Here is an 18872-nt window from a genome sequence, read left to right on the forward strand (position 1 = left end):
TTTGTAAGGACTATTACACCTAATATGACTGTATCTGAGGAGAGTTTCATGACATGAAAATAAGAATTGGATTCATCGGTGTTGGCGGTATTGCCGACGTGCATTTGAGCAATCTTAGTAAAAACTCTCAAGTTGAACTGGTCGCTCTATGCGATATCGCGGAGGAGAACGTCCGGAGAAAGGCCATCGCGTACGGGGCTAAAGCCTATACCGATGCGGATCGCATGCTGGACAGTGAGAAGCTGGATGCGTTATTCCTTTGCGTGCCGCCGTTCGCCCATGGCGATCTGGAAGAGAAGGCAGCGGTCAGAGGGATTCATCTGTTTGTGGAGAAACCGCTCGGGTTGGACATGGAGGTTGTTCGAAACAAGGCCGAAGCCATTCGTAAGGCGGGAATACTAAACGCAAGCGGCTACTGCCTGAGATATTTAGATACGGTCGCCAAGGCCAAGCAATACTTGATCGATAAAGAAATCGCGATGGTGCGAGCTCATTATCTGACAAGCTTCGTAGCAACACCTTGGTGGCGCAATGGCCTTAAATCCGGCGGTCAACTGGTCGAGCAGTCTACGCATACGGTGGACCTGGTTCGCTATTTAGCTGGGGATATCCGTAAACTATATGCCAACATGTCGCTTCGAGTAATGAAGGATATTCCGGATCTCAATATTCCCGATGTTGGCATCGTTAACCTTGTTTTCGATTCAGGGGCGATCGGTCATGTGGACACCTCTTTTACACAACACGATCATCGCACAGGTATTGAAATATTGGGCCGCGATTTTCGAGTGGTACTTGATGGAAGTAATCTTTCCATTGTGGACAAAGAGCGCACCATCACGTATAAAAGCAGTATGGATTTCTATAAAGAGCAAGATGACGCATTCGTGGAGGCATTGGTAAACCAGCGATCAGAGCTCATTTTGTCACCGTATGCTGATGCGATGAAGACTTTAGAGGCTACTCTTGCTGCGAACGAATCTGCTAGAACTGGCCTCCCTATAACATTGTAGTCTGCAAAATAAACAAAAGAACGCGAGCGGCCGATACAGGCTGCTTGCGTTCTTTTCTTACTAGGACGAAGGATAGTAAATCAACGTCTTATACACGGCTGTTGAATCCGACATGTTCGTATACGTATGCGTCCGATCGGCAGTGAAGTGAAGGGCATCCCCAGCGCCAAGGAGATAGCTTTCATCAGCCAGCGTGAGTTGCAGTTTACCAGACACCATCAGGATGTACTCCTCAACGCCATCATTATGCGGTTCCGAGACGTGAATGCAGCCGGACGCCATCTCCACTGTGTACACTTCAAAGCTTTTCTGAGGATGAAAAGGGAACAATGGAAACGCTTTGTACTGCCCATCCTCTTCCTCAAAAGCGGTGAGCTCGGCTGCGCGGATAACGGTGACCGTTGGCTCATCATCTTCAATTAAGCTGGTAAATGAAATCTGCAGGCCATTCACAATTTTCCAAAGCACCGAGATCGTTGGATTGGAATCACCGCGTTCAATTTGCCCTAGCATCGCCTTGCTGACGCCTGTTAGATCAGCCACTTGATCTAAGCTTAAGCCCCTTGTTTTACGAATAGTCAAAAGCTTCCTGCCAACTAATTTATGTATGGGTTCGTTCATTTCATTCACTCCTTCTGTATCTAAACCACGATCGAAAAATGCCTATTTACAATATAACATACATTCGTGTAATATCATATACATATAATAACGCACGAACGTATAATATATTGGACAAAGATGAGGTTGATGAACATGCAGGCTACGATGATGGGATTGGTGAAAGAGCATCGTGGACCAGGGGCCAGCTTGAAAGAAGTACCTGTTCCGACGTGTGGTGCTGATGAAGTGCTCATTCAGGTTAAAGCAACTTCAATCTGTGGAACAGACGTACACATCTACAAATGGGATGCCTGGGCGGACAAAACGGTACTAACCCCGAATGTATTCGGCCATGAGTTCGCTGGTATCGTTGCTGAAGTAGGGGAACGGGTAACCGGTGTTCAGATCGGTGACCATGTTTCCGCAGAAGGGCATATGGTTTGTGGAACGTGCAAAGCATGTCGAACTGGAAATGCCCATGTATGCAAAAATACGAAAAGCTTTGGCATAACAGCACCGGGTTGTTTTGCTGAGTATGCAGTAGTGAAGGCTAGTAATATTATTCAAAATGATCCAGCGCTGCCATTTGAAATCGCGTGTCTGCAGGACCCGTTGGGGAATGCCGTGCAAACCGTTTTGTCGGGTGATATTGTAGGCAAAACAGTCGCCATTATCGGCGTAGGACCGATTGGACTGCTGGCGATCAAGGTGGCCAAAGCTTGTGGTGCTGGAGCGGTGTATGCGGTGGATATTAATCCGAATCGCTTGCAAATGGCGCTGGACATGGGCGCGGACGACGTTGTTAACGCGTTGGAAACTTCGACTTCGCAGGCTTTGCGTGCTTTTACCGATGGGGAGGGCATCGAAGTCGTACTGGAAATGTCCGGGAGCCCCAAGGCGATTGTGGACGGATTTGAAGCTGCGGCGAATGCGGGAAGAGTATCCCTACTCGGCATTCCAACGAATGAAGTCAGTATTGACGTTACGAATCATATTATTTTCAAAGGGCTGAAGGTAGAAGGAATTACGGGGCGGAGAATGTACCAAACCTGGTATCAAATCAAAGGGCTGTTAAATCAAAAGCGAATCGATCTTGCATCCGTCATTACACATCGATTTACACTTGACCAATACGAGGAAGCGTTTCAATTAATGGCGTCTGGGCAATGCGGCAAAATTGTATTCATTCACTAAGGAGGATCCTATGAGCTATTTAACTGATTTGGCAACGGATATCGAGAAATTAAAACAGGACGGGCGATACCGTCAGATAAAAGTGTGGGAGAGCGGCTCCGATACGTGGATGAATTTAAATGGCAGACGGATTCTCCAGCTCTCTTCGAATAACTACTTAGGACTTACCCATCATCCGAAGCTAAAAGAAGCAGCAATTGCTGCTATTGAGAAGTATGGCGTTGGCAGCGGCTCTGTACGCACGATTACGGGCACGCTTGATATTCATGATGAGCTTGAGATTGAATTGGCTACCTTCAAAGGCACGGAAGCAGCGCTTGTGTTCCAATCTGGTTTTACAACGAATCAAGGCGCGCTGTCAGCAATTCTAGGTGGGGATGACGTCGTCATCAGCGATGAATTGAATCACGCCAGCATCATTGATGGTATTCGGCTAACCAAGGCGAGCCGTAAAATTTTCGCGCATAAGGATATGAATCAGCTTGAAGCGGTTTTGAAAGAAACGCAGCATCACAAAAAACGTGTCATCGTTACCGACGGCGTGTTCAGCATGGATGGCGATATTGCTCCGCTGCCAGACATCGTTCATTTAGCCGAAGCCTACGATGCCATCGTGTATGTGGATGATGCCCATGCGAGTGGTGTTTTGGGCAAAAACGGGAAGGGCTCGACCGATCATTTTGGTCTACATGGGCGTGTGCACATTCAGATCGGCACCTTGTCCAAAGCCATCGGTGCTGTAGGCGGCTATGTGGCAGGGGCTCAGCTGCTGAAGGATCATATGATCCACACGGCGAGGCCGTTTCTGTTCAGCACTTCGCAAACGCCAGCGGTTGCTGCGACTTGCCTGGCTGCTATCCGAGTGCTGAAGGAGAGTTCCGACCTTGTCGTGAAGCTTTGGGACAATGCCAATGGCTTTCGGGCGAGCTTGCAGCGCTTAGGCTTCGATACAGGAGCAAGCGAAACGCCGATTATTCCGATCATTGTCGGCGATCCCGCTCAGACGATGCGCTTTTCAGACCGACTGCTGGAGGAGGGAATCTTCGCGCAGGGGATCGTCTATCCGACGGTTGCCATGGACAAAGGCCGCGTTCGCCTGATCGTGACGGCACAGCATACGGAGGCGGATCTTGATTTTGCCTTAGCTACGTTGGAGAAGGTTGGCAGGGAGTTTGGGTTGATTTGATGCCGTCCCACAAAGTTGTAATGTCCACTGGCGTGTTAAATAAAGCACCGTTTGCTGTAACGGCCGTCATTCATCTTATGAATCTGGAGAGGCATGATACCCAGAAGGTCATCGTTGAGGTGTGGGATTGGTCGTCTTGTGCGACCCCCTCACTTGTTTCGTTGCGGATGGGGGCAGATGAGTCCGCTATGTTCCCCTTCGTTCTTGAAGCTCAGAGCCTCGCTGTCCTGTATGCCGAAATAGATGAATCCATTGAGCTTTACGAAATTCGATTGATTGATTCGGAAGAGCAGCAAGTGATGACTAGCGTTTGGAAGAAACGTTCTCAAGGGAATGAACCCTATCTATTCCACGAAGGACACAAATGGTTACAGCCTTGTTAGCAAAAAACAGTAAAATCTCATATAATCGGGAGTATACAATCCGCAACGCGTTAACAAAGGAGCACCCGATGGATTCCAAAGTGAAACAAACTTTAGATACTATGCTGCATAACTGGCAAGTCATGACCGCTTATCAAAGCGATGAGAAAGAAGCTGTGGCTGATCAATTTCAGTCTTCGTTCTATGTATTTATTGATGCCGTCCGCGATTGGGCACTCCGTCTAGATCCTCTGCCTCTTACGTTAGATGATATGCTTGAAATGGCGATGATTCAAGAAATTTTCGACCTATTGCCTGCTCCCTTGCATTTGAATCTGGAGACGGAATTAGAATTGATAATAGACGGTGTAGAACGAGAAGATGAAGATAAATACGATTGAGGATTGGCTCGACCCAAGTCGGATAGGGGTTGGGCTTTTTTTATTGCGAGGGCGAGGCGTGCGTACGTAAGACGAAATAATCGACTTAGGGAGCACCGAGTGCTGAGCAGCGCGTACGTAAGTCGAAAAAATCGACTTAGGGAGCACCGAGTGCTGAGCAGCGCGTACGTAAGTCGAAAAAATCGACTTAGGGAGCTCGGAAGGGCGAGCTGTGTGCACGTAAGTCGAAAAAATCGACTTAGGGAGCTCGGAGGGCCAAGCTGCGCCTCCGCAAGTCGAAATAATCGACTTACGGAGCTCGAAAGACCGAGGCGCGCGTGCGCAAGTCGAATATATCGACTTACACGCCAACGGAGGAGCTAATTTAGCATATGCGACGTATGAAATCGCCTAAACCCGACTAAAACACTCAGTCCAAGGGGTTATATAGGTATTTAGCAAATATTAAAATATAACACAAACATTTAGTGGAAAGCAATAATTTTTTCGAAAAAGACTTGATAAAATCATTCAAATGGGTTAATCTTCTAATTGTTGGAAGACATATTAAGTAGAGAGAAAGGAGTGGAACACATGGAAATGATGAGCATGAAAATGATGATGTCGATGTGTATGGAAGAAATGATGTGTAAAATGAACAACATGAAGATGATGATGGATTGCATGCAAGGTATGGAAATGGCAGAGATGATGGATATGGATATGATGATGTCCAAGATGCAGTCTTGCGATGAGATGATGACGATGATGATGGGTATGATGCGTGAAATGAAACAAACCGCTGTGTAAGATTCGTCCTTATTCAAGGAGTTATCGCACACACACGGTTATCATTGGATTCATATGTTGAAATTTTTGTGGCAAGTACATATCAATCTGCAAATTGATGCGTACCGTTTAAAGGAATTCTGCAGAGCAGATGACTGCATGCATGGAAATGACGACGATAATAGGCATGAACCGATGTCCGGTAGAGCGGTAATCCGCATACGGGATTTTTTGCATTTTTTAGCTATGGTAAGTTGCGTTCAACTGTTTACCAATTTCAACCCGCTGTAGTTTCAATCCCCAAACTTCCTCTGTCAACCGTGAAGAGACATACACGTTATTTGTTTCGCTCAATTGTCTGTACAGCTCCAGCATTTTCTTATTGACGGCATCGAATCGTTGCCAAAGTTGGTTTATTTGATGTTCAAGTGTTGTTTGTTGCATATATAAGGCTGATTTACTCAGCGTCTGTATAATTTCGTTTTGCCATTCTACGTCCCCGATTTGCTTCGCATAGTTCAACAAATCCAGATAATCATCTTTCCAACGTTGCTCTAATTTCACGGTTTCTAGCATGGCGTTTACCTCTTTTCGGTGTTATACCTAGTATTATACTCGGAATTAACGGAATTGCAAGTGTGAAAATAAAATTCATCTAAATGTTAGTCAAATCGTAGTGCGACTTAAATAATAAATTTACTATTCCGATGGTATTCCGACTTATATGTTATTCTCCTTCCCCAAAGAACACGCTCCACACTCAATGAAATAAGGGATAGCCTGCGAGAGGGAAGGTAAGATTGGTGAGCTCATTTGTGTGAATTGTATATGTTCTATTGGTTGTAATTTCTAAAAAAGTGGTTGTAAAACTTTAATTAATACCAGGCTTTCCCATGTATTATGAATATAGCGCTTTCATTAAGGAGGCGAAATTTATCAAAGGGGCACACCTGATGAGTATGATATCTATCTCAACACCCGTTCAATTGAAGAACGTGATAATCCAGGATGACTTCTGGTCCCCTTATATTTCATTGATTCGCGATGTTGTTGTACCTTACCAGTGGGAAGCGCTGAATGACCGTATCGAAGGTAACGAGCCGAGTCACGCCATCCAGAATTTCAGAATTGCTGCGGGATTGGAGCAGGGCGACTTCTACGGCATGGTGTTTCAAGATAGCGACGTGGCCAAGTGGCTCGAAGCGGTTGGTTATCTTTTGGAGCAAATGCCTGATCCTGATCTGGAAAAGGTAGCGGACGAAGTCGTCGATCTGATTGCTAAGGCGCAGCATGCAGACGGATACGTGAATACGTATTTTACACTTAAAGAAAAGGCAGGCAGATGGACGAATCTCGCCGAGTGCCACGAGCTCTACTGCGCGGGTCATCTGATCGAAGCGGCGGTCGCCTATGAGAAAGCAACTGGGAAGGGCAAGATTCTGGATGTGGCTTGCAAATTGGCTGACTGCATCGATGCGACGTTCGGGCCAGAGGATAGCAAGATCAAAGGTTATGATGGGCACCAAGAGGTTGAGCTGGCGTTAATGAAGCTTTACAGAGCCACCTCTAATGAGCGCTATATGAAGCTGGCGAAGTTCTTCTTGGATGAGAGAGGGCAGAGTCCCCACTTCTACGACGTAGAGTTCGATCGCCGGAACGGCGAGATTCATTTCCAAGCGCTAAAGATAGCCAAAGATAAATCTTACAGCCAAGCACACGTCCCGATTCGCATGCAGAAAACGGCCGAAGGTCACGCGGTACGGGTTGTATATATGTGCACCGGTATGGCTGATGTCGCAGCAGCGACCGGAGACGAGGAATTGTTGAAGGCATGCCGGGCGCTCTGGCAAAACATTGTGAATAAGCGAATGTACATTACGGGCTCAATCGGCTCGATGTCTTACGGCGAATCATTTACGCTCGATTACGATTTGCCGAACGATACCGCCTACGCCGAGACGTGTGCATCGATCGGTCTCATCTTCTTCGCACAGCGCATGCTACAGATTGAGCTGAAAAGCGAGTACGCGGACGTCTTGGAGAGAGCGCTCTATAACACCGTTATCGGTGGAATGTCTCGAGACGGACAACACTTTTTCTATGTGAATCCGTTGGAAGTTTGGCCTGAAGCGAGCGGAAAGAATCGGAATTTCGATCATGTGAAGATGGAAAGGCAGCGATGGTTCGGTTGCGCTTGTTGCCCGCCTAATATCGCTCGGCTGCTCGCCTCTCTTGGCAGCTATATCTACTCGTTCCATGGGCATGCCCTATATGCTCACTTATATATTGGGAGTCAAGTTACGGTGGAGGTGGATGGCAGCGCTGTTGGGATTGTCCAGCATTCTGAACTGCCTTGGAACGGTAACATCAGATTCGAGCTGAAGATGGATGTGCCCAAAATTTTTTCCTTGGCTCTTCGGATACCAAGCTGGTGTGGGTCTCGGGAAGTCAGTGTTAATGGGCAGCCAGTAGCGGAATCCGCTATGCACCTGATTAACGGTTATCTTCATCTCGAACGGAAATGGAACGACGGTGATATTGTCCATCTGGTTTTACAAATGAACGTAAGTCCAATGAAAGGCAATCCGGAAATTCGAGAGACCGTAGGCATGGTCGCCATTCAGAGAGGCCCGATGGTGTACTGCCTAGAGGAAGCAGATAATGGCAAAGGGCTACATAAGCTGATCCTCCATCCGAGATTCGAAAATCAAGTTAGTTTCGACGCAAGCTTGTTAGGCGGATTGCTTACCATCGACTTAACAGCTTATCGGATTCAAGACGAGGGCTGGAAGGATCGACTGTACCGAGTGAAAGGCGAGGATCATCTAGAACAGACGACCGCCCGATTTATCCCTTACTTTGCATGGGCGAACCGGGGAAGCGGAGAAATGAGAGTATGGATCAGAGAAAATACGGTATTACCCTGAGGTGCAAGGATAGATCACGCTTGTTGACTCTGGTCAAGGAGGGAAGGGATCAATCAACCATATAGCAGTCTCAATAGACAGATGAAATATTCCCCGTCCACGCGGGAGGAATTAAGGAGTGACGGCGAATTATTATGATGGAGGGGTTAATATGAAAACAATGAAAAAAGGATTCATGTTTAGCGTATCTATGGTTTTGATCTTAAGCATGATGGCTGGATGCTCCACGAATAACGATAAACCAAGCGCATCGCCAACAACGGGAGAAGCAGCTACAAAAGCACCAGAGAAGACGGCAGCTCCTTCCACGGAGAAGGTTAAGATTACCTATTCGATGTGGGGAAGTGAGGCTGAAGGAAGCGCAACCCAGGCAGCAGCGGATAAGTTTAATGCTTCTCAAAACAAAATTGAAGTCAAAGTGCAAGCAATACCTTGGGAAAACTACATGACCAAACTGAATACGCAGGCAACAGCAGGTCAATTACCAGATACGGGAATATTGAAGGAGGATGGCGTCATCCAATGGTCCTCCGATGGTATGTTGAATGATGTAAGTGCCATGTACTCGGGAAGTGACAGCAAGCCGCTGGATAGCCTAGCTTACAAATATCAAGGTAAAACCGTAGCCTATGCCGCTGCGAATGAAATCCTGCTCCTTTATTACAACAAAGACATGTTCGACAAAGCGAAAGTATCTTATCCGCCATCCGCACTCGATAAAGCATGGACATGGGATGAATTCGTAGCTACGGCCAAAAAGCTGACGGTCGATAAGAATGGCAAACATGCTGACGAGGCTGGCTTTAATCCGCAGAGCATCGTTCAGTACGGCGCATCCATCGAAAATTTGGCATGGCAGTTGGAAGCTTGGGTGCTTAGTAACGGCGGCGGTTTCTATTCGGGTGATGGTACATCTGTGAGAATCGGGGAAGACGCTAGTATCGCAGCGATCCAGAAAGTCGCGGATCTGTACTTGAAAGACAAAGTTGCCCCGTTGTCTGTTGGACAGACGGATGATGGCATTCAGCGTACGATCATCGCAGGAACGGTTGCCATGGCCACGAACGGCCAGTGGAACATAGGCACTAGCTTGAATGCGGCCAAGGATGCAGGATTGAAATATGGTGTAGCGGTATTACCTTATATGAAGGAAAAGGTTACTCTCAACACGGGCGGTGCCAATGTCGTGTTCTCCCAAACCAAGCATCCGAAAGAAGCGATGGAATGGCTCAAATGGTACACGGCCGAAGAAAACAACTGGGGACTAATCTCATCGGGCATTTGGATGCCAACGCTGAAAAAGTGGTATACGGATGAAACGCTTACCCATAAATGGGTTGACAATAAGAACTTCCCTCCGTATAACGAATACAAGTCCGCAGTCGTCGATTATGCGCAATCCTCAGCCGCCAGACCCGCTGCCTGGTTCTATACGAATCATACGACGGACTTTAACACCTTGCTGGCATCGACTTTGGGGGATGTTTGGACCGGAAAAGCTACCGCCAAGGATGCCATTACCAAAAATCTCGAAGCTTTGAAAGCAGCCAATAAAGGCAAAAAATAACGTTTAGGAAGGATGACCGTCAAAAATAAGCAAGCGGCGGTCATCCTTCACATATGAGGTGGGGGGCAAGATATGGATACCTGTAATAAACCTCAGCAACGCCGTTCCCGCTTTTTTTCAAGCGAGGCAAGAGTTGCTTACATATGCTTGATTCCGGCCATACTCGGATTAATCTTCCTGACTTATCTACCTCTTCTTGGTGTGTTGGGTATTAGTATGACGAATTGGACGGGGCTAAAAAACCCTGAATTTATCGGCTTCAGCAATTACATCACGCTATTTACCACCGATCCTTATATTAAAGATTCAATTATCGCTACGCTCTACTTCGCATTTTTATCCGTAGCCGGAAGCATGGTTTATTCACTTTTCATCGCGATGCTGTTGAATCGAAAAATTCCAGCAAGAGGATTCTTCAGAGCCGTATTCTATGTGCCTTTCGTTTTGCCTGCTGCCGCTATATATGTAGGATGGTCCTGGCTTTATGAGGCCAATTTTGGTTTCTTCAACTATCTCCTCTCCGAAATCGGATTGAATAAAATTCTCTTTATTGCGGATTCCAATTACGTAATTCCATCTCTTTCATTGATTGCGGTCTGGCTGTCGGGGAACTTAATCGTTATTTTTTTGGCTGGTCTTCAGAGTGTGCCGAGCGTCTATCATGAAGCGGCTGAAATGGATGGCGCGAACGGATGGAATCGCTTTCTTCATATCACTTTGCCATGTATGACGCCGATCATCTTTTACAACCTGCTGCTGAGTCTGATCGCTAATCTCCAAGTCGTTACGCCAGCCCTTGCTCTGACCAATGGCGGTCCAGGCAACTCTTCTCGATTCATGACTTATCTGATGTATGATCAGGCTTTCGTCAATTACAAGCTGGGCTATGCCTGCGCGACGACCTTTATTATTTTCGCCATTCTTGCCGCATTTACTGCCGTTTTGTTCAAGACGTCGAAACGGTGGATCTTTTCCGAAGGAGACGACGATAAATGAGCGAAGTCGTATACGCCAGGTTAAAAAGCAAGAAACGCAGTGAACGAACGATGAACGTGCTTACACTTATAGTCGTCATTGTATTTGCCCTCATCGTACTCTTCCCGATTTGGTGGATTTTCCGTACGTCACTGATGACGAATCCCGAGATCTACAAGTATCCGCCGTCTCTCATTCCGAAAAATTGGTTGTTTTCCAACTATGAAAAAACATTGAACATATTTAAGTTTTGGAAATATTTGTGGAATACGATGATCATTATCGTTCCTTCCTGTTTGGGGGGGACGTTCACGGCTACCTTGTGCGGATATGCCTTTGCGAGGTTGCGCTTCAGAGGCAAACAATTGATCTGGATCCTATGCGTCGGTTCAATGCTCTTGCCTGCCATGGTAACGCTCATCCCCCTGTACATTGGATGGACACGGGGGTTGGGGCTCCATGACAGCTATCTGCCATTGATTTTGCCCTATTTTTGCGGCGGCGGCGCTTTCAATATCTTTCTGATCAGGCAGTTCATTCTCTCCATACCGAGAGAACTCGACCAAGCGGCCACGATAGACGGGGCTGGGTACTTCCGGATTTTGTTCAGCATTATTATGCCAGCGATTAAGCCCGCTATGATCGTCGTCGCCTTGTTTATTTTCATCGGCCTATGGAATGATCTGCTCCAACAGATGATTTACATCAATTCGAGCGAAAAATTCACCATAGCGTTGGGGCTTACCAATTTTAAAGGTCAATTAAAGCAAGATTGGTCGTTGACGATGGCAGCCACATGCCTGTCCTTTGCGCCAGGCGTCATTTTCTACCTGATTGGTCAAAAGTATTTTGTAGAAGGAATCACGTTGACCGGTATGAAAAGTTAATCTGGCTGTACAAAATAGAACCCCTTGAAGGATAATCCTTTAAGGGTTTTTTTCAGGTTGATATTTTTAAATAAATCTATTGTGACATCCCGTGTCCGGTCTTATGACGGTCATGAATGGCCTGTATAGTTTTTGCGGAAATTTAAAGGTGAGATCCCTTCTTTGGTTGAGAAGCAATGTGAGAAGTAGGAGGCGTGCTGAAAGCCACTCTCTTCCGCAACTCTCGCCATAGTCCAATTCGTTTGAATCAACAGCTTCTTGGATTGTTCGATACGAAATTGAAGCAAATAATCATTGGGGGTCATCCCGAACACTTTCAACATACATTTGGCGATGTAGTTAGGATGATAATTAAGATGCTCTTGTAAGAGGGAGTTGGAAATTTTTTTCGTATAATTTTGGCGAATAAATAGCTCAACTTTCTCAGCTAAATGAAAGGCAGTCATGTCGGTTGTTGAAATTAATTCACGGTTAATATGCTGCATAAACAATTGAAACGTATTCTGTTTCCGCCAATTGCGTTGGGAGCGCGATTCCTGTTCCAAATCGAAGAAATATTCTAAGATTTCTAAGGCTTTGTGATTGAGTTTCATATATTTGGGGATGAATATGGAATTCACTTCAGCATGATTTAGAAATGCCTTTTGTTTGTGATCCTCAATCAGAGTGTTCTGATTCTCTAAACACGCATCCATATCCATGTACTCATCCCAAGCGCCATACGTATGGAAATGGATCCAAAGGATTTCGGATTGTTGCTCACAAGGAGCGGTTCCAAAATGCGAAAGATCGGGTCTTAGAATGATGGCATCATTCTGCTGGAGCGTCCACTCATTCGTACCTTCGCCGATGAAAATAGTGCCCTTCTTAACGACGATGAGGTCGAAGGCACCGATGTTAGTTCTACTTATATGACTTTCTCCAATATCGTAGTAAGCGCTTCCGCAATCTAAAAAATAAGGAATCGGTGGAGCGATGAAGTGAAGAACGGTTGGTTTCATAGCCTACCTCTATAAGATCGAATTTGTATCCAACGTGTGCGATGGATATGCTTAGTTATATTTTACGTGATGTGCCTTGTGAAAGAAAGCGATTTTGGCGAGATATAACAAGAAGATAGGCTAATGCCCACTTGACATCCGTATTTAATATGTCATAATGATAATATCAAATCGACATTAAAGTTATGAAAGCAGGTGCCACAATGGACACGAACGAAAAAGAGTCGAACTACTCCTCCAATAAGTATCGGACACCGGACGGTGCACCGAGTGATATTGTTATTTTCACCATCACCTCAACGGAAAAGAACACAACCAAAAAGGCACTGCCGATTAGAGAACTAAAGGTTCTGCTCATACAAAGAAAACAATGGCCATTCGAGGGCCAATGGGCTTTACCTGGCGGGTTTTGCCAAGAGTCAGAGAGTATGTACACCTGTGCTCGGAGAGAGCTCCAAGAGGAGACGGGCGTTGCGGATGTTCATATGGAATATTTAAACGTCTACAGCGAACCTGGACGTGATCCGAGAGGATGGATCATTTCCCACGCTTTTTATGCTTTAGTTCATGAGAGATTGTTGGCTGAAAGGCGTGCCGATACAGATGCGTCTGATGTTCACTTATTTACGGTGGAGGAAGCGCTTGGGCTGACGTTGGCTTTTGATCATCGGGAGATATTGACGGATGCCTTGCATCAGATTCAGAAAAAGATGCTAACGACAACCATTGCCAAGGAGTTCCTTCCCGAAGAGTTCACCATTGGTGAGCTGTATCAAGTGATTCAAACGGTTGTGCCGCATTTTGAGGAAAGCAACTTCATCCGCAAAATTACCTCAACGCAAAGCCGCAAAGGCATTATTGAAGAAGCGGTGGATCGTAACGGAGAGCCGAAGCTTTCCAATCGCTACTCGCAGAGAGCTGCACAGCTCTATCGTTTCACGGATCTGACGCCTCAGCTGTCGATTTACAGCTAGGCGCTTCTCTTTTATCTTTTGATAATATCATATTGATAATATTAGCGCGTTGAAAGTTAATCTTGAGGAGGCGTTACGTATGAGAAAAGCATGGACGCTTGTGGCATTATTCGTCGGTATGGTTGCGATTGCGATGTACACGTCATCAACGGCAATTGAGATCGTCGCGACTACGACAGGCTTGTTGTGCGTATGGTTAACAGCGAAGGAAAACATCTGGTCATGGCCAATTGGACTGGTCAATGTGGGTTGTTTCTTCGTGATGTTCTGGGAAGAGAAATTATATGCGGATACGATGCTGCAGGTGTTCTTTTTCGTCTTGAGCGTGTATGGTTGGATCATTTGGCTGACGAAAAGAGAAGGTACCAAGGTGCGTCCGACTAGACAAATAACACCGAGACTCACGTTTATATTAAGTGTATGTTTGGTGGTGATGACCCTGCTCTGGGGCTATGTGCTACAAACGTACACGGATGCCTCGATTCCGTATGCCGATTCTTTCATTGCTACGTTAAGCCTCCTTGCACAGTATCTGCTTTCGTCCAAAGTGCTAGAAAATTGGCTCATCTGGATTGCTGTTGACGTGATGTCGGTAGCGATGTATGCGTACAAAGATTTGTATGCTGTGGCCTTCTTATACCTTATTTTCTTGTTCATCGCCACCGCTGGATATGTTGGATGGAAACGTGAACTACACAACATAGAACGGAGGAATCTCATATGTCACAAAACAACAGAACAGGTTTAACTTTAGGCAAGTTTGCACCCCTGCATGCAGGTCATCAATTCATGATTGAGACTGCGATCAAGGAGATGGATGAAGTGATCGTTGTCATCTATGATTGTCCAGAAACGACGGATATCCCTTTGCGTGTGCGATCCAATTGGATTCGTACCCTTTACCCGCAGGTGCATGTTATCGAAGCGTGGGACGGTCCCGTTGAAATAGGCGATACGCGGGCGATTAAAAGGACGCATGAAGCCTATATCCTGCAGAAGCTGGAGGGGCGGAAGATCACACATTTCTATTCCAGTGAGTTTTATGGTGATCACATGAGCGCGGCTTTGGGGGCAGTTAATCGCCAGGTTGATCCGGATCGGGACACGTTTCCGGTCTCGGGCACGCAAGTGCGGGGGAATCCTTTTGATAATAGAAAGTTTCTGAGTCCGGTTGTTTATAAAGATCTGATTACCAAAGTCGTATTTCTTGGTGCTCCCTCGACGGGGAAATCCACGCTTACTGCTTACATGGCGAAACAGATGGATACAAGTTGGATGGTGGAGTACGGACGGGAATATTGGGAGAAGCACCAGGTGGATCGCAGATTATCGTTAGAGCAGTTGGAAGAGATCGCGGAGGGGCATTTGGCAAGAGAAGAGTTACTTGTGAAAGAAGCGCGAGATGTCCTCTTCGTGGATACTAATGCGATTACAACGTATATGTTTTCCCATTATTATCACGGTACGGCTACGCCACGTTTGACTCAACTGGCTGTGGATGCGGCGTCGCGGTATGAGCTTGTTTTTGTATGTGATACGGATATTCCTTATGCGGATACTTGGGATCGTTCGGGAGAGGTGCAGCGATTTGTGTTCCAGAAGCAGATTATTGCTGATCTCAAAATGAGACAGATCCCGTATTTCCTATTACAAGGAACGCTCGAGGAGAGAGCAGAGAAAGTCTGTCATATTTTGAAATCATATCAGAAATATCATAGCTTGAGTGAATGTATAATGAAGCCAAACAGGTAGCGGTTGGAAGGAGTAATGTGCATGAACAAACACGACTTGTTGAATAAAATCAAAGGCGGGATCTACGGCGTCGCGATCGGTGATGCGTTAGGCGGTACGACCGAATTCATGAGTGTCCTGGAAATCCAAGCGAGATATGGCTATTTGACGGAGATCATTGGTGGGGGCGTTTGGCGATTGGAGCCTGGTGAAGTGACAGATGATACGATGATGACGTTGTGTGTGGCGGAGGGGATTTTGGAAAACCCAGCACACCCTTTGGATGCTATCGGTGATCAGTTCATGAAATGGTACCAAACGAGACCGAAAGATATCGGCAACATCATCAGACATACCTTTGAAAATGTGAAGGAGAGTTGGTTCGAGGCGGCTTATGTCACGCACATTGAAATGGGCCAAAGTGCTGGGAATGGTTCACTGATGCGCTGTTTGCCAGTAGCGTTGGCGTACACGGAGTGGAAAGATATCGAGCGAATTTCCCATATGCAATCGAAAATGACCCACTATGACGAAAGATGCAATGAGGCTTGCATCCTCTATAATCGCATTGCTTTCCGGCTGCTCCAGGGGGAAGAGTTGAAAGAGGTCATCCAGCAGGAGCTGATTGGAACGGAGTATGAACGTATACTTACGTCCGAGCCTAGTTGCGAAGCTACCGGCTTCGTTGTGAATACGTTCCGCTGGGTGCTCCACATTTTGCTGGAAGCTTCCGACTTTAGTGAAGTTGTTCAAAAGGCGGCTAACCTAGGCGAAGACTCGGATACGATAGGTGCCATTGCCGGTGGGTTGGCAGGCATTTATTATGGCTATGATGGGATTCCTGCTAAATATGCGGAGGCGATCCTGATTAGGAAGCGGTTGGATGCGATTGCGGTGAGGTTGGTTGGGTTGAGGGATGGGTTGTAGCGATATGAAAATGACTTACGGACAAAGTGAAAGCACCTGAACAAGGTAGCGCTCACTCTGTCCTTTTTTTCATTTCTGGGGTTTGGGGAAGCGACAGCCAAGTGAATAACTGGATTTTCTCCAGCTAATCCAAGCGAATTTACGGTATTCCGCAAACTAACTGGATTTCCTCCCGTTATTTCAGACCAATACCTCCAAACGGGGCATTTCGACCAAAATTAGAGGTAGAAAATCCAGTTAAACTCCCCAGAGGCTAATTTTGCCCGGAAATAGATGTAGGAAATCCAGTTAATCCCCATAAGCTACGCAGACTGGGAGACATAAGTTGGCTATATGGTATGAAAATGACCCAAGTCCCCACTACTTAATATCTTGTAAGAAATTCTAGAAATCACAGAAATTTATCCGATTAGCGGATGCTAAGATACACATATAAACAAAGACGAGGTGATGACATGCAAGCAAAACTGGCAACGGACGCCCATCCCACCCCGAAGAAACGGGATTCATGGATAAGAACAATACAAAGATATAAAGTCATGTATGCGCTCTTATTTCCGGCATTAGTGTACTTTGCCGTATTCAAATATATTCCAATGGCGGGAATCATTATTGCTTTTAAAAACTATAACCTAGCTTTGGGACTATGGGATAGCCCATGGGTGGGACTTAAGAATTTCAAAGATTTTATCAATGGCGTTTATTTCTGGGACATTATGCGAAATACGATCATCATATCGCTGTATAAGCTATTGTTCGGTTTCTCTGCTCCTATCGTACTGGCTTTGCTTCTCAATGAAGTGTATACCCAATGGTTTAAGAAAATTGTGCAGACGATCACGTATCTACCCCATTTTCTATCTTGGGTCATTGTTTATGGACTGATGGTGGCGTTACTAGCACCAGGGGATGGCCTTTTTAACATGATTTTTAAGCAAAATGGGATTCAGCCGATCTCCTTCCTAACGGAACCTGCCTGGGGTAGACTGCTGATCATCCTATCTGAAATATGGAAGGATATTGGCTGGGGAGCGATCTTGTACCTTGCCGCATTAGCGGGCATTGATCCAAGTTTATATGAAGCAGCTCGCATGGATGGGGCTTCCAAGTTGAGACAGTTATGGCATGTCACATTACCCGGCATTCGAGGCGTCATAATTTTAATGCTAATCCTGAAATTAAGTCATATTCTGGACGCTGGATTTGACCAAATATTCATGTTTGCCAACAGCTTTAACCAGGAGAAGATCGATATTATCGACACATGGGTATACCGTGAAGGGTTGGAGCGTCTTAAGATTGGTTTGGCTACGGCTGTGGGATTGTTTAAAGCTATCATCGGATTTGCTTTAGTTTTGGCTGCGAACAAGATTGCCAAAAAATTCGATGGGCAAATTTGGTGAGGTGGTTTTATAGATGATTAATCTAACAGTCGGGGAAAAAATATGGCAAGTAGTCGTATATTCTATTCTTATTATACTAGCCCTACTTTGCTTACTTCCCTTTTTATATGTCGTTGCCGTATCCGTGACGCCAGAATCGGAAGTAGTGAGAAAAGGGATTGTGATCATACCAGAATCCTATACGTTCTTAGCCTATAAAGAGGTATTCATTTCGCATGGTATAGGGCAGGCGTATAAAATTACGTTGTTTCGAACGATCGTAGGCACGGCGCTTAATGTACTCTTTACGGTACTAGCTGCTTATCCATTATCCAAAAAATATTTGCCAGGGCGCAGCACATTTTTAATCTTCATTGTGTTTACCATGATGTTCAGCGGAGGATTAATTCCGACGTATTTGTTAATCCGCTCACTGGGATTGTTAGACAGTCCATGGGTATTAATTATTCCGACTCTGATTAGTGCATTTAATCTGGTTATTATTAAAGGCTTTTTCGAGCAATTGCCTGCTGAAATCGAGGAATCGGCAAGAGTCGACGGCGCAAGTGAGCTTCAAGCGCTATGGAGGATCATTTTACCCCTCTCTATGCCCGTGCTTGCCACAATTTCCTTATTTTACGCCGTAGGGCATTGGAACAGTTATTTCGATGCCATTGTTTATTTGAATGATGCGAACTTAATGCCGCTGCAAGTTGTCTTGCGCAACATTCTGCTTAACATTGCATCAGAAAGCGCTGAATCGATGGCTAATTCCGGAACTGTGAGCAAGTTTGCTGTGCAAATGGCTGCTGTCGTCGTGACGACGGTTCCGATCTTAATCGTGTACCCTTTTATGCAAAAGCATTTTACAAAAGGTGTACTCATGGGATCGATTAAAGGTTAAAAGGCAATTCCTACCTAGGTTGTTACGGGGACACCGTGATAATATAGATACAAGCAAAAGGAGAGGTCAA

19 protein-coding genes are annotated in these 18872 nt (G+C 45.8%); 16 read left to right on the plus strand and 3 right to left on the minus strand.

The annotated features are described in order from the left end of the window. Nucleotides 1-53: 53 nt before the first annotated feature. Entirely contained in the window at nucleotides 54-1013 is a 960-nt protein-coding gene (locus AC58QM_RS01310; protein ID WP_497280711.1) for a Gfo/Idh/MocA family protein, read from the plus strand. Between the two features lie 60 nt (nucleotides 1014-1073). Here AC58QM_RS01310 and AC58QM_RS01315 read toward each other — a convergent pair whose 3' ends face one another. Beyond that, on the minus strand, nucleotides 1074-1634 hold the full coding sequence (locus tag AC58QM_RS01315; protein WP_497280713.1) for a helix-turn-helix domain-containing protein: 561 nt from the start codon (nucleotides 1632-1634) through the stop codon (nucleotides 1074-1076). A gap of 135 nt (nucleotides 1635-1769) precedes the next feature. Between AC58QM_RS01315 and tdh the strand changes: the two genes are divergently transcribed. The 5 genes from tdh (at nucleotide 1770) to AC58QM_RS01340 (ending at nucleotide 5548) form a co-directional block, all read left to right on the plus strand. Further along, nucleotides 1770-2810, plus strand: coding sequence for an L-threonine 3-dehydrogenase (tdh, locus tag AC58QM_RS01320; protein ID WP_497280715.1), 1041 nt, complete (start codon nucleotides 1770-1772; stop codon nucleotides 2808-2810). Nucleotides 2811-2820: 10 nt separating this feature from the next. Further along, complete coding sequence (locus AC58QM_RS01325; protein WP_497280717.1) at nucleotides 2821-3996, plus strand: glycine C-acetyltransferase; 1176 nt, start codon at nucleotides 2821-2823, stop codon at nucleotides 3994-3996. Further along, on the plus strand, nucleotides 3996-4379 hold the full coding sequence (locus AC58QM_RS01330) for a hypothetical protein (protein ID WP_497280719.1): 384 nt from the start codon (nucleotides 3996-3998) through the stop codon (nucleotides 4377-4379). The genes AC58QM_RS01325 and AC58QM_RS01330 overlap by 1 nt, the downstream gene beginning before the upstream one ends. Before the next feature lie 68 nt (nucleotides 4380-4447). Then, nucleotides 4448-4759 (plus strand): hypothetical protein, encoded by a 312-nt coding sequence (locus AC58QM_RS01335; RefSeq protein ID WP_497280721.1) that lies wholly within the window; start codon nucleotides 4448-4450, stop codon nucleotides 4757-4759. A gap of 573 nt (nucleotides 4760-5332) precedes the next feature. Next, on the plus strand, nucleotides 5333-5548 hold the full coding sequence (locus AC58QM_RS01340) for a hypothetical protein (RefSeq protein ID WP_497280723.1): 216 nt from the start codon (nucleotides 5333-5335) through the stop codon (nucleotides 5546-5548). Between the two features lie 219 nt (nucleotides 5549-5767). On the opposite strand, the gene AC58QM_RS01345 is transcribed toward AC58QM_RS01340, so the two are convergent. Continuing rightward, nucleotides 5768-6103, minus strand: coding sequence for a hypothetical protein (locus AC58QM_RS01345; RefSeq protein WP_497280725.1), 336 nt, complete (start codon nucleotides 6101-6103; stop codon nucleotides 5768-5770). Nucleotides 6104-6480: 377 nt separating this feature from the next. Between AC58QM_RS01345 and AC58QM_RS01350 the strand changes: the two genes are divergently transcribed. The 4 genes from AC58QM_RS01350 (at nucleotide 6481) to AC58QM_RS01365 (ending at nucleotide 11883) form a co-directional block, all read left to right on the plus strand. After that, entirely contained in the window at nucleotides 6481-8454 is a 1974-nt protein-coding gene (locus AC58QM_RS01350) for a glycoside hydrolase family 127 protein (protein ID WP_497280727.1), read from the plus strand. A 151-nt stretch (nucleotides 8455-8605) separates the two neighbouring features. Further along, on the plus strand, nucleotides 8606-10021 hold the full coding sequence (locus AC58QM_RS01355) for an ABC transporter substrate-binding protein (RefSeq protein ID WP_497280729.1): 1416 nt from the start codon (nucleotides 8606-8608) through the stop codon (nucleotides 10019-10021). 72 nt (nucleotides 10022-10093) lie between these two features. Next, a complete protein-coding gene (locus AC58QM_RS01360) occupies nucleotides 10094-11017 on the plus strand; it encodes a carbohydrate ABC transporter permease (RefSeq protein WP_497280731.1) in 924 nt (307 codons plus the stop codon). Continuing rightward, nucleotides 11014-11883, plus strand: a complete 870-nt coding sequence (locus AC58QM_RS01365) for a carbohydrate ABC transporter permease (protein ID WP_497280733.1) — start codon at nucleotides 11014-11016, stop codon at nucleotides 11881-11883. The genes AC58QM_RS01360 and AC58QM_RS01365 overlap by 4 nt, the downstream gene beginning before the upstream one ends. A gap of 110 nt (nucleotides 11884-11993) precedes the next feature. Here the strand turns inward: AC58QM_RS01365 and AC58QM_RS01370 are convergent, their stop codons facing one another. After that, the gene (locus AC58QM_RS01370) at nucleotides 11994-12884 is read right to left on the minus strand and encodes a helix-turn-helix transcriptional regulator (RefSeq protein ID WP_497280735.1); all 891 of its coding nucleotides are present in this window, start codon (nucleotides 12882-12884) and stop codon (nucleotides 11994-11996) included. Nucleotides 12885-13087: 203 nt separating this feature from the next. On the opposite strand from AC58QM_RS01370, the gene AC58QM_RS01375 reads away from it, so the two are divergent. The 6 genes from AC58QM_RS01375 to AC58QM_RS01400 all read left to right on the plus strand — a co-directional run bounded on the left by AC58QM_RS01375 (nucleotide 13088) and on the right by AC58QM_RS01400 (nucleotide 18802). Further along, complete coding sequence (locus tag AC58QM_RS01375; RefSeq protein WP_497280737.1) at nucleotides 13088-13858, plus strand: NUDIX domain-containing protein; 771 nt, start codon at nucleotides 13088-13090, stop codon at nucleotides 13856-13858. Between the two features lie 79 nt (nucleotides 13859-13937). After that, nucleotides 13938-14606, plus strand: a complete 669-nt coding sequence (pnuC, locus tag AC58QM_RS01380) for a nicotinamide riboside transporter PnuC (protein ID WP_497280739.1) — start codon at nucleotides 13938-13940, stop codon at nucleotides 14604-14606. Further along, a complete protein-coding gene (locus AC58QM_RS01385; RefSeq protein ID WP_497280741.1) occupies nucleotides 14579-15610 on the plus strand; it encodes an AAA family ATPase in 1032 nt (343 codons plus the stop codon). The genes pnuC and AC58QM_RS01385 overlap by 28 nt, the downstream gene beginning before the upstream one ends. 21 nt (nucleotides 15611-15631) lie before the next feature. Next, a complete protein-coding gene (locus AC58QM_RS01390; RefSeq protein ID WP_497280743.1) occupies nucleotides 15632-16516 on the plus strand; it encodes an ADP-ribosylglycohydrolase family protein in 885 nt (294 codons plus the stop codon). A gap of 455 nt (nucleotides 16517-16971) precedes the next feature. Then, nucleotides 16972-17919: an ABC transporter permease gene (locus AC58QM_RS01395; RefSeq protein ID WP_497280745.1), complete on the plus strand. Its 948-nt coding sequence runs from the start codon at nucleotides 16972-16974 to the stop codon at nucleotides 17917-17919. Nucleotides 17920-17932: 13 nt separating this feature from the next. Beyond that, the gene (locus tag AC58QM_RS01400) at nucleotides 17933-18802 is read left to right on the plus strand and encodes a carbohydrate ABC transporter permease (RefSeq protein WP_497280746.1); all 870 of its coding nucleotides are present in this window, start codon (nucleotides 17933-17935) and stop codon (nucleotides 18800-18802) included. Nucleotides 18803-18872 lie beyond the last annotated feature (70 nt).

This window comes from Paenibacillus sp. J22P165 (assembly GCF_059692015.1).

What these genes read in the sequence shown, in the direction of transcription:
- AC58QM_RS01310 (WP_497280711.1), top strand. Translation starts at nt 54, where the DNA reads ATGAAAATAAGAATTGGATTCATCGGTGTTGGCGGTATTGCCGACGTG.
- AC58QM_RS01315 (WP_497280713.1), bottom strand. Translation starts at nt 1,634, where the DNA reads ATGAACGAACCCATACATAAATTAGTTGGCAGGAAGCTTTTGACTATT.
- tdh (WP_497280715.1), top strand. Translation starts at nt 1,770, where the DNA reads ATGCAGGCTACGATGATGGGATTGGTGAAAGAGCATCGTGGACCAGGG.
- AC58QM_RS01325 (WP_497280717.1), top strand. Translation starts at nt 2,821, where the DNA reads ATGAGCTATTTAACTGATTTGGCAACGGATATCGAGAAATTAAAACAG.
- AC58QM_RS01330 (WP_497280719.1), top strand. Translation starts at nt 3,996, where the DNA reads ATGCCGTCCCACAAAGTTGTAATGTCCACTGGCGTGTTAAATAAAGCA.
- AC58QM_RS01335 (WP_497280721.1), top strand. Translation starts at nt 4,448, where the DNA reads ATGGATTCCAAAGTGAAACAAACTTTAGATACTATGCTGCATAACTGG.
- AC58QM_RS01340 (WP_497280723.1), top strand. Translation starts at nt 5,333, where the DNA reads ATGGAAATGATGAGCATGAAAATGATGATGTCGATGTGTATGGAAGAA.
- AC58QM_RS01345 (WP_497280725.1), bottom strand. Translation starts at nt 6,103, where the DNA reads ATGCTAGAAACCGTGAAATTAGAGCAACGTTGGAAAGATGATTATCTG.
- AC58QM_RS01350 (WP_497280727.1), top strand. Translation starts at nt 6,481, where the DNA reads ATGAGTATGATATCTATCTCAACACCCGTTCAATTGAAGAACGTGATA.
- AC58QM_RS01355 (WP_497280729.1), top strand. Translation starts at nt 8,606, where the DNA reads ATGAAAACAATGAAAAAAGGATTCATGTTTAGCGTATCTATGGTTTTG.
- AC58QM_RS01360 (WP_497280731.1), top strand. Translation starts at nt 10,094, where the DNA reads ATGGATACCTGTAATAAACCTCAGCAACGCCGTTCCCGCTTTTTTTCA.
- AC58QM_RS01365 (WP_497280733.1), top strand. Translation starts at nt 11,014, where the DNA reads ATGAGCGAAGTCGTATACGCCAGGTTAAAAAGCAAGAAACGCAGTGAA.
- AC58QM_RS01370 (WP_497280735.1), bottom strand. Translation starts at nt 12,884, where the DNA reads ATGAAACCAACCGTTCTTCACTTCATCGCTCCACCGATTCCTTATTTT.
- AC58QM_RS01375 (WP_497280737.1), top strand. Translation starts at nt 13,088, where the DNA reads ATGGACACGAACGAAAAAGAGTCGAACTACTCCTCCAATAAGTATCGG.
- pnuC (WP_497280739.1), top strand. Translation starts at nt 13,938, where the DNA reads ATGAGAAAAGCATGGACGCTTGTGGCATTATTCGTCGGTATGGTTGCG.
- AC58QM_RS01385 (WP_497280741.1), top strand. Translation starts at nt 14,579, where the DNA reads ATGTCACAAAACAACAGAACAGGTTTAACTTTAGGCAAGTTTGCACCC.
- AC58QM_RS01390 (WP_497280743.1), top strand. Translation starts at nt 15,632, where the DNA reads ATGAACAAACACGACTTGTTGAATAAAATCAAAGGCGGGATCTACGGC.
- AC58QM_RS01395 (WP_497280745.1), top strand. Translation starts at nt 16,972, where the DNA reads ATGCAAGCAAAACTGGCAACGGACGCCCATCCCACCCCGAAGAAACGG.
- AC58QM_RS01400 (WP_497280746.1), top strand. Translation starts at nt 17,933, where the DNA reads ATGATTAATCTAACAGTCGGGGAAAAAATATGGCAAGTAGTCGTATAT.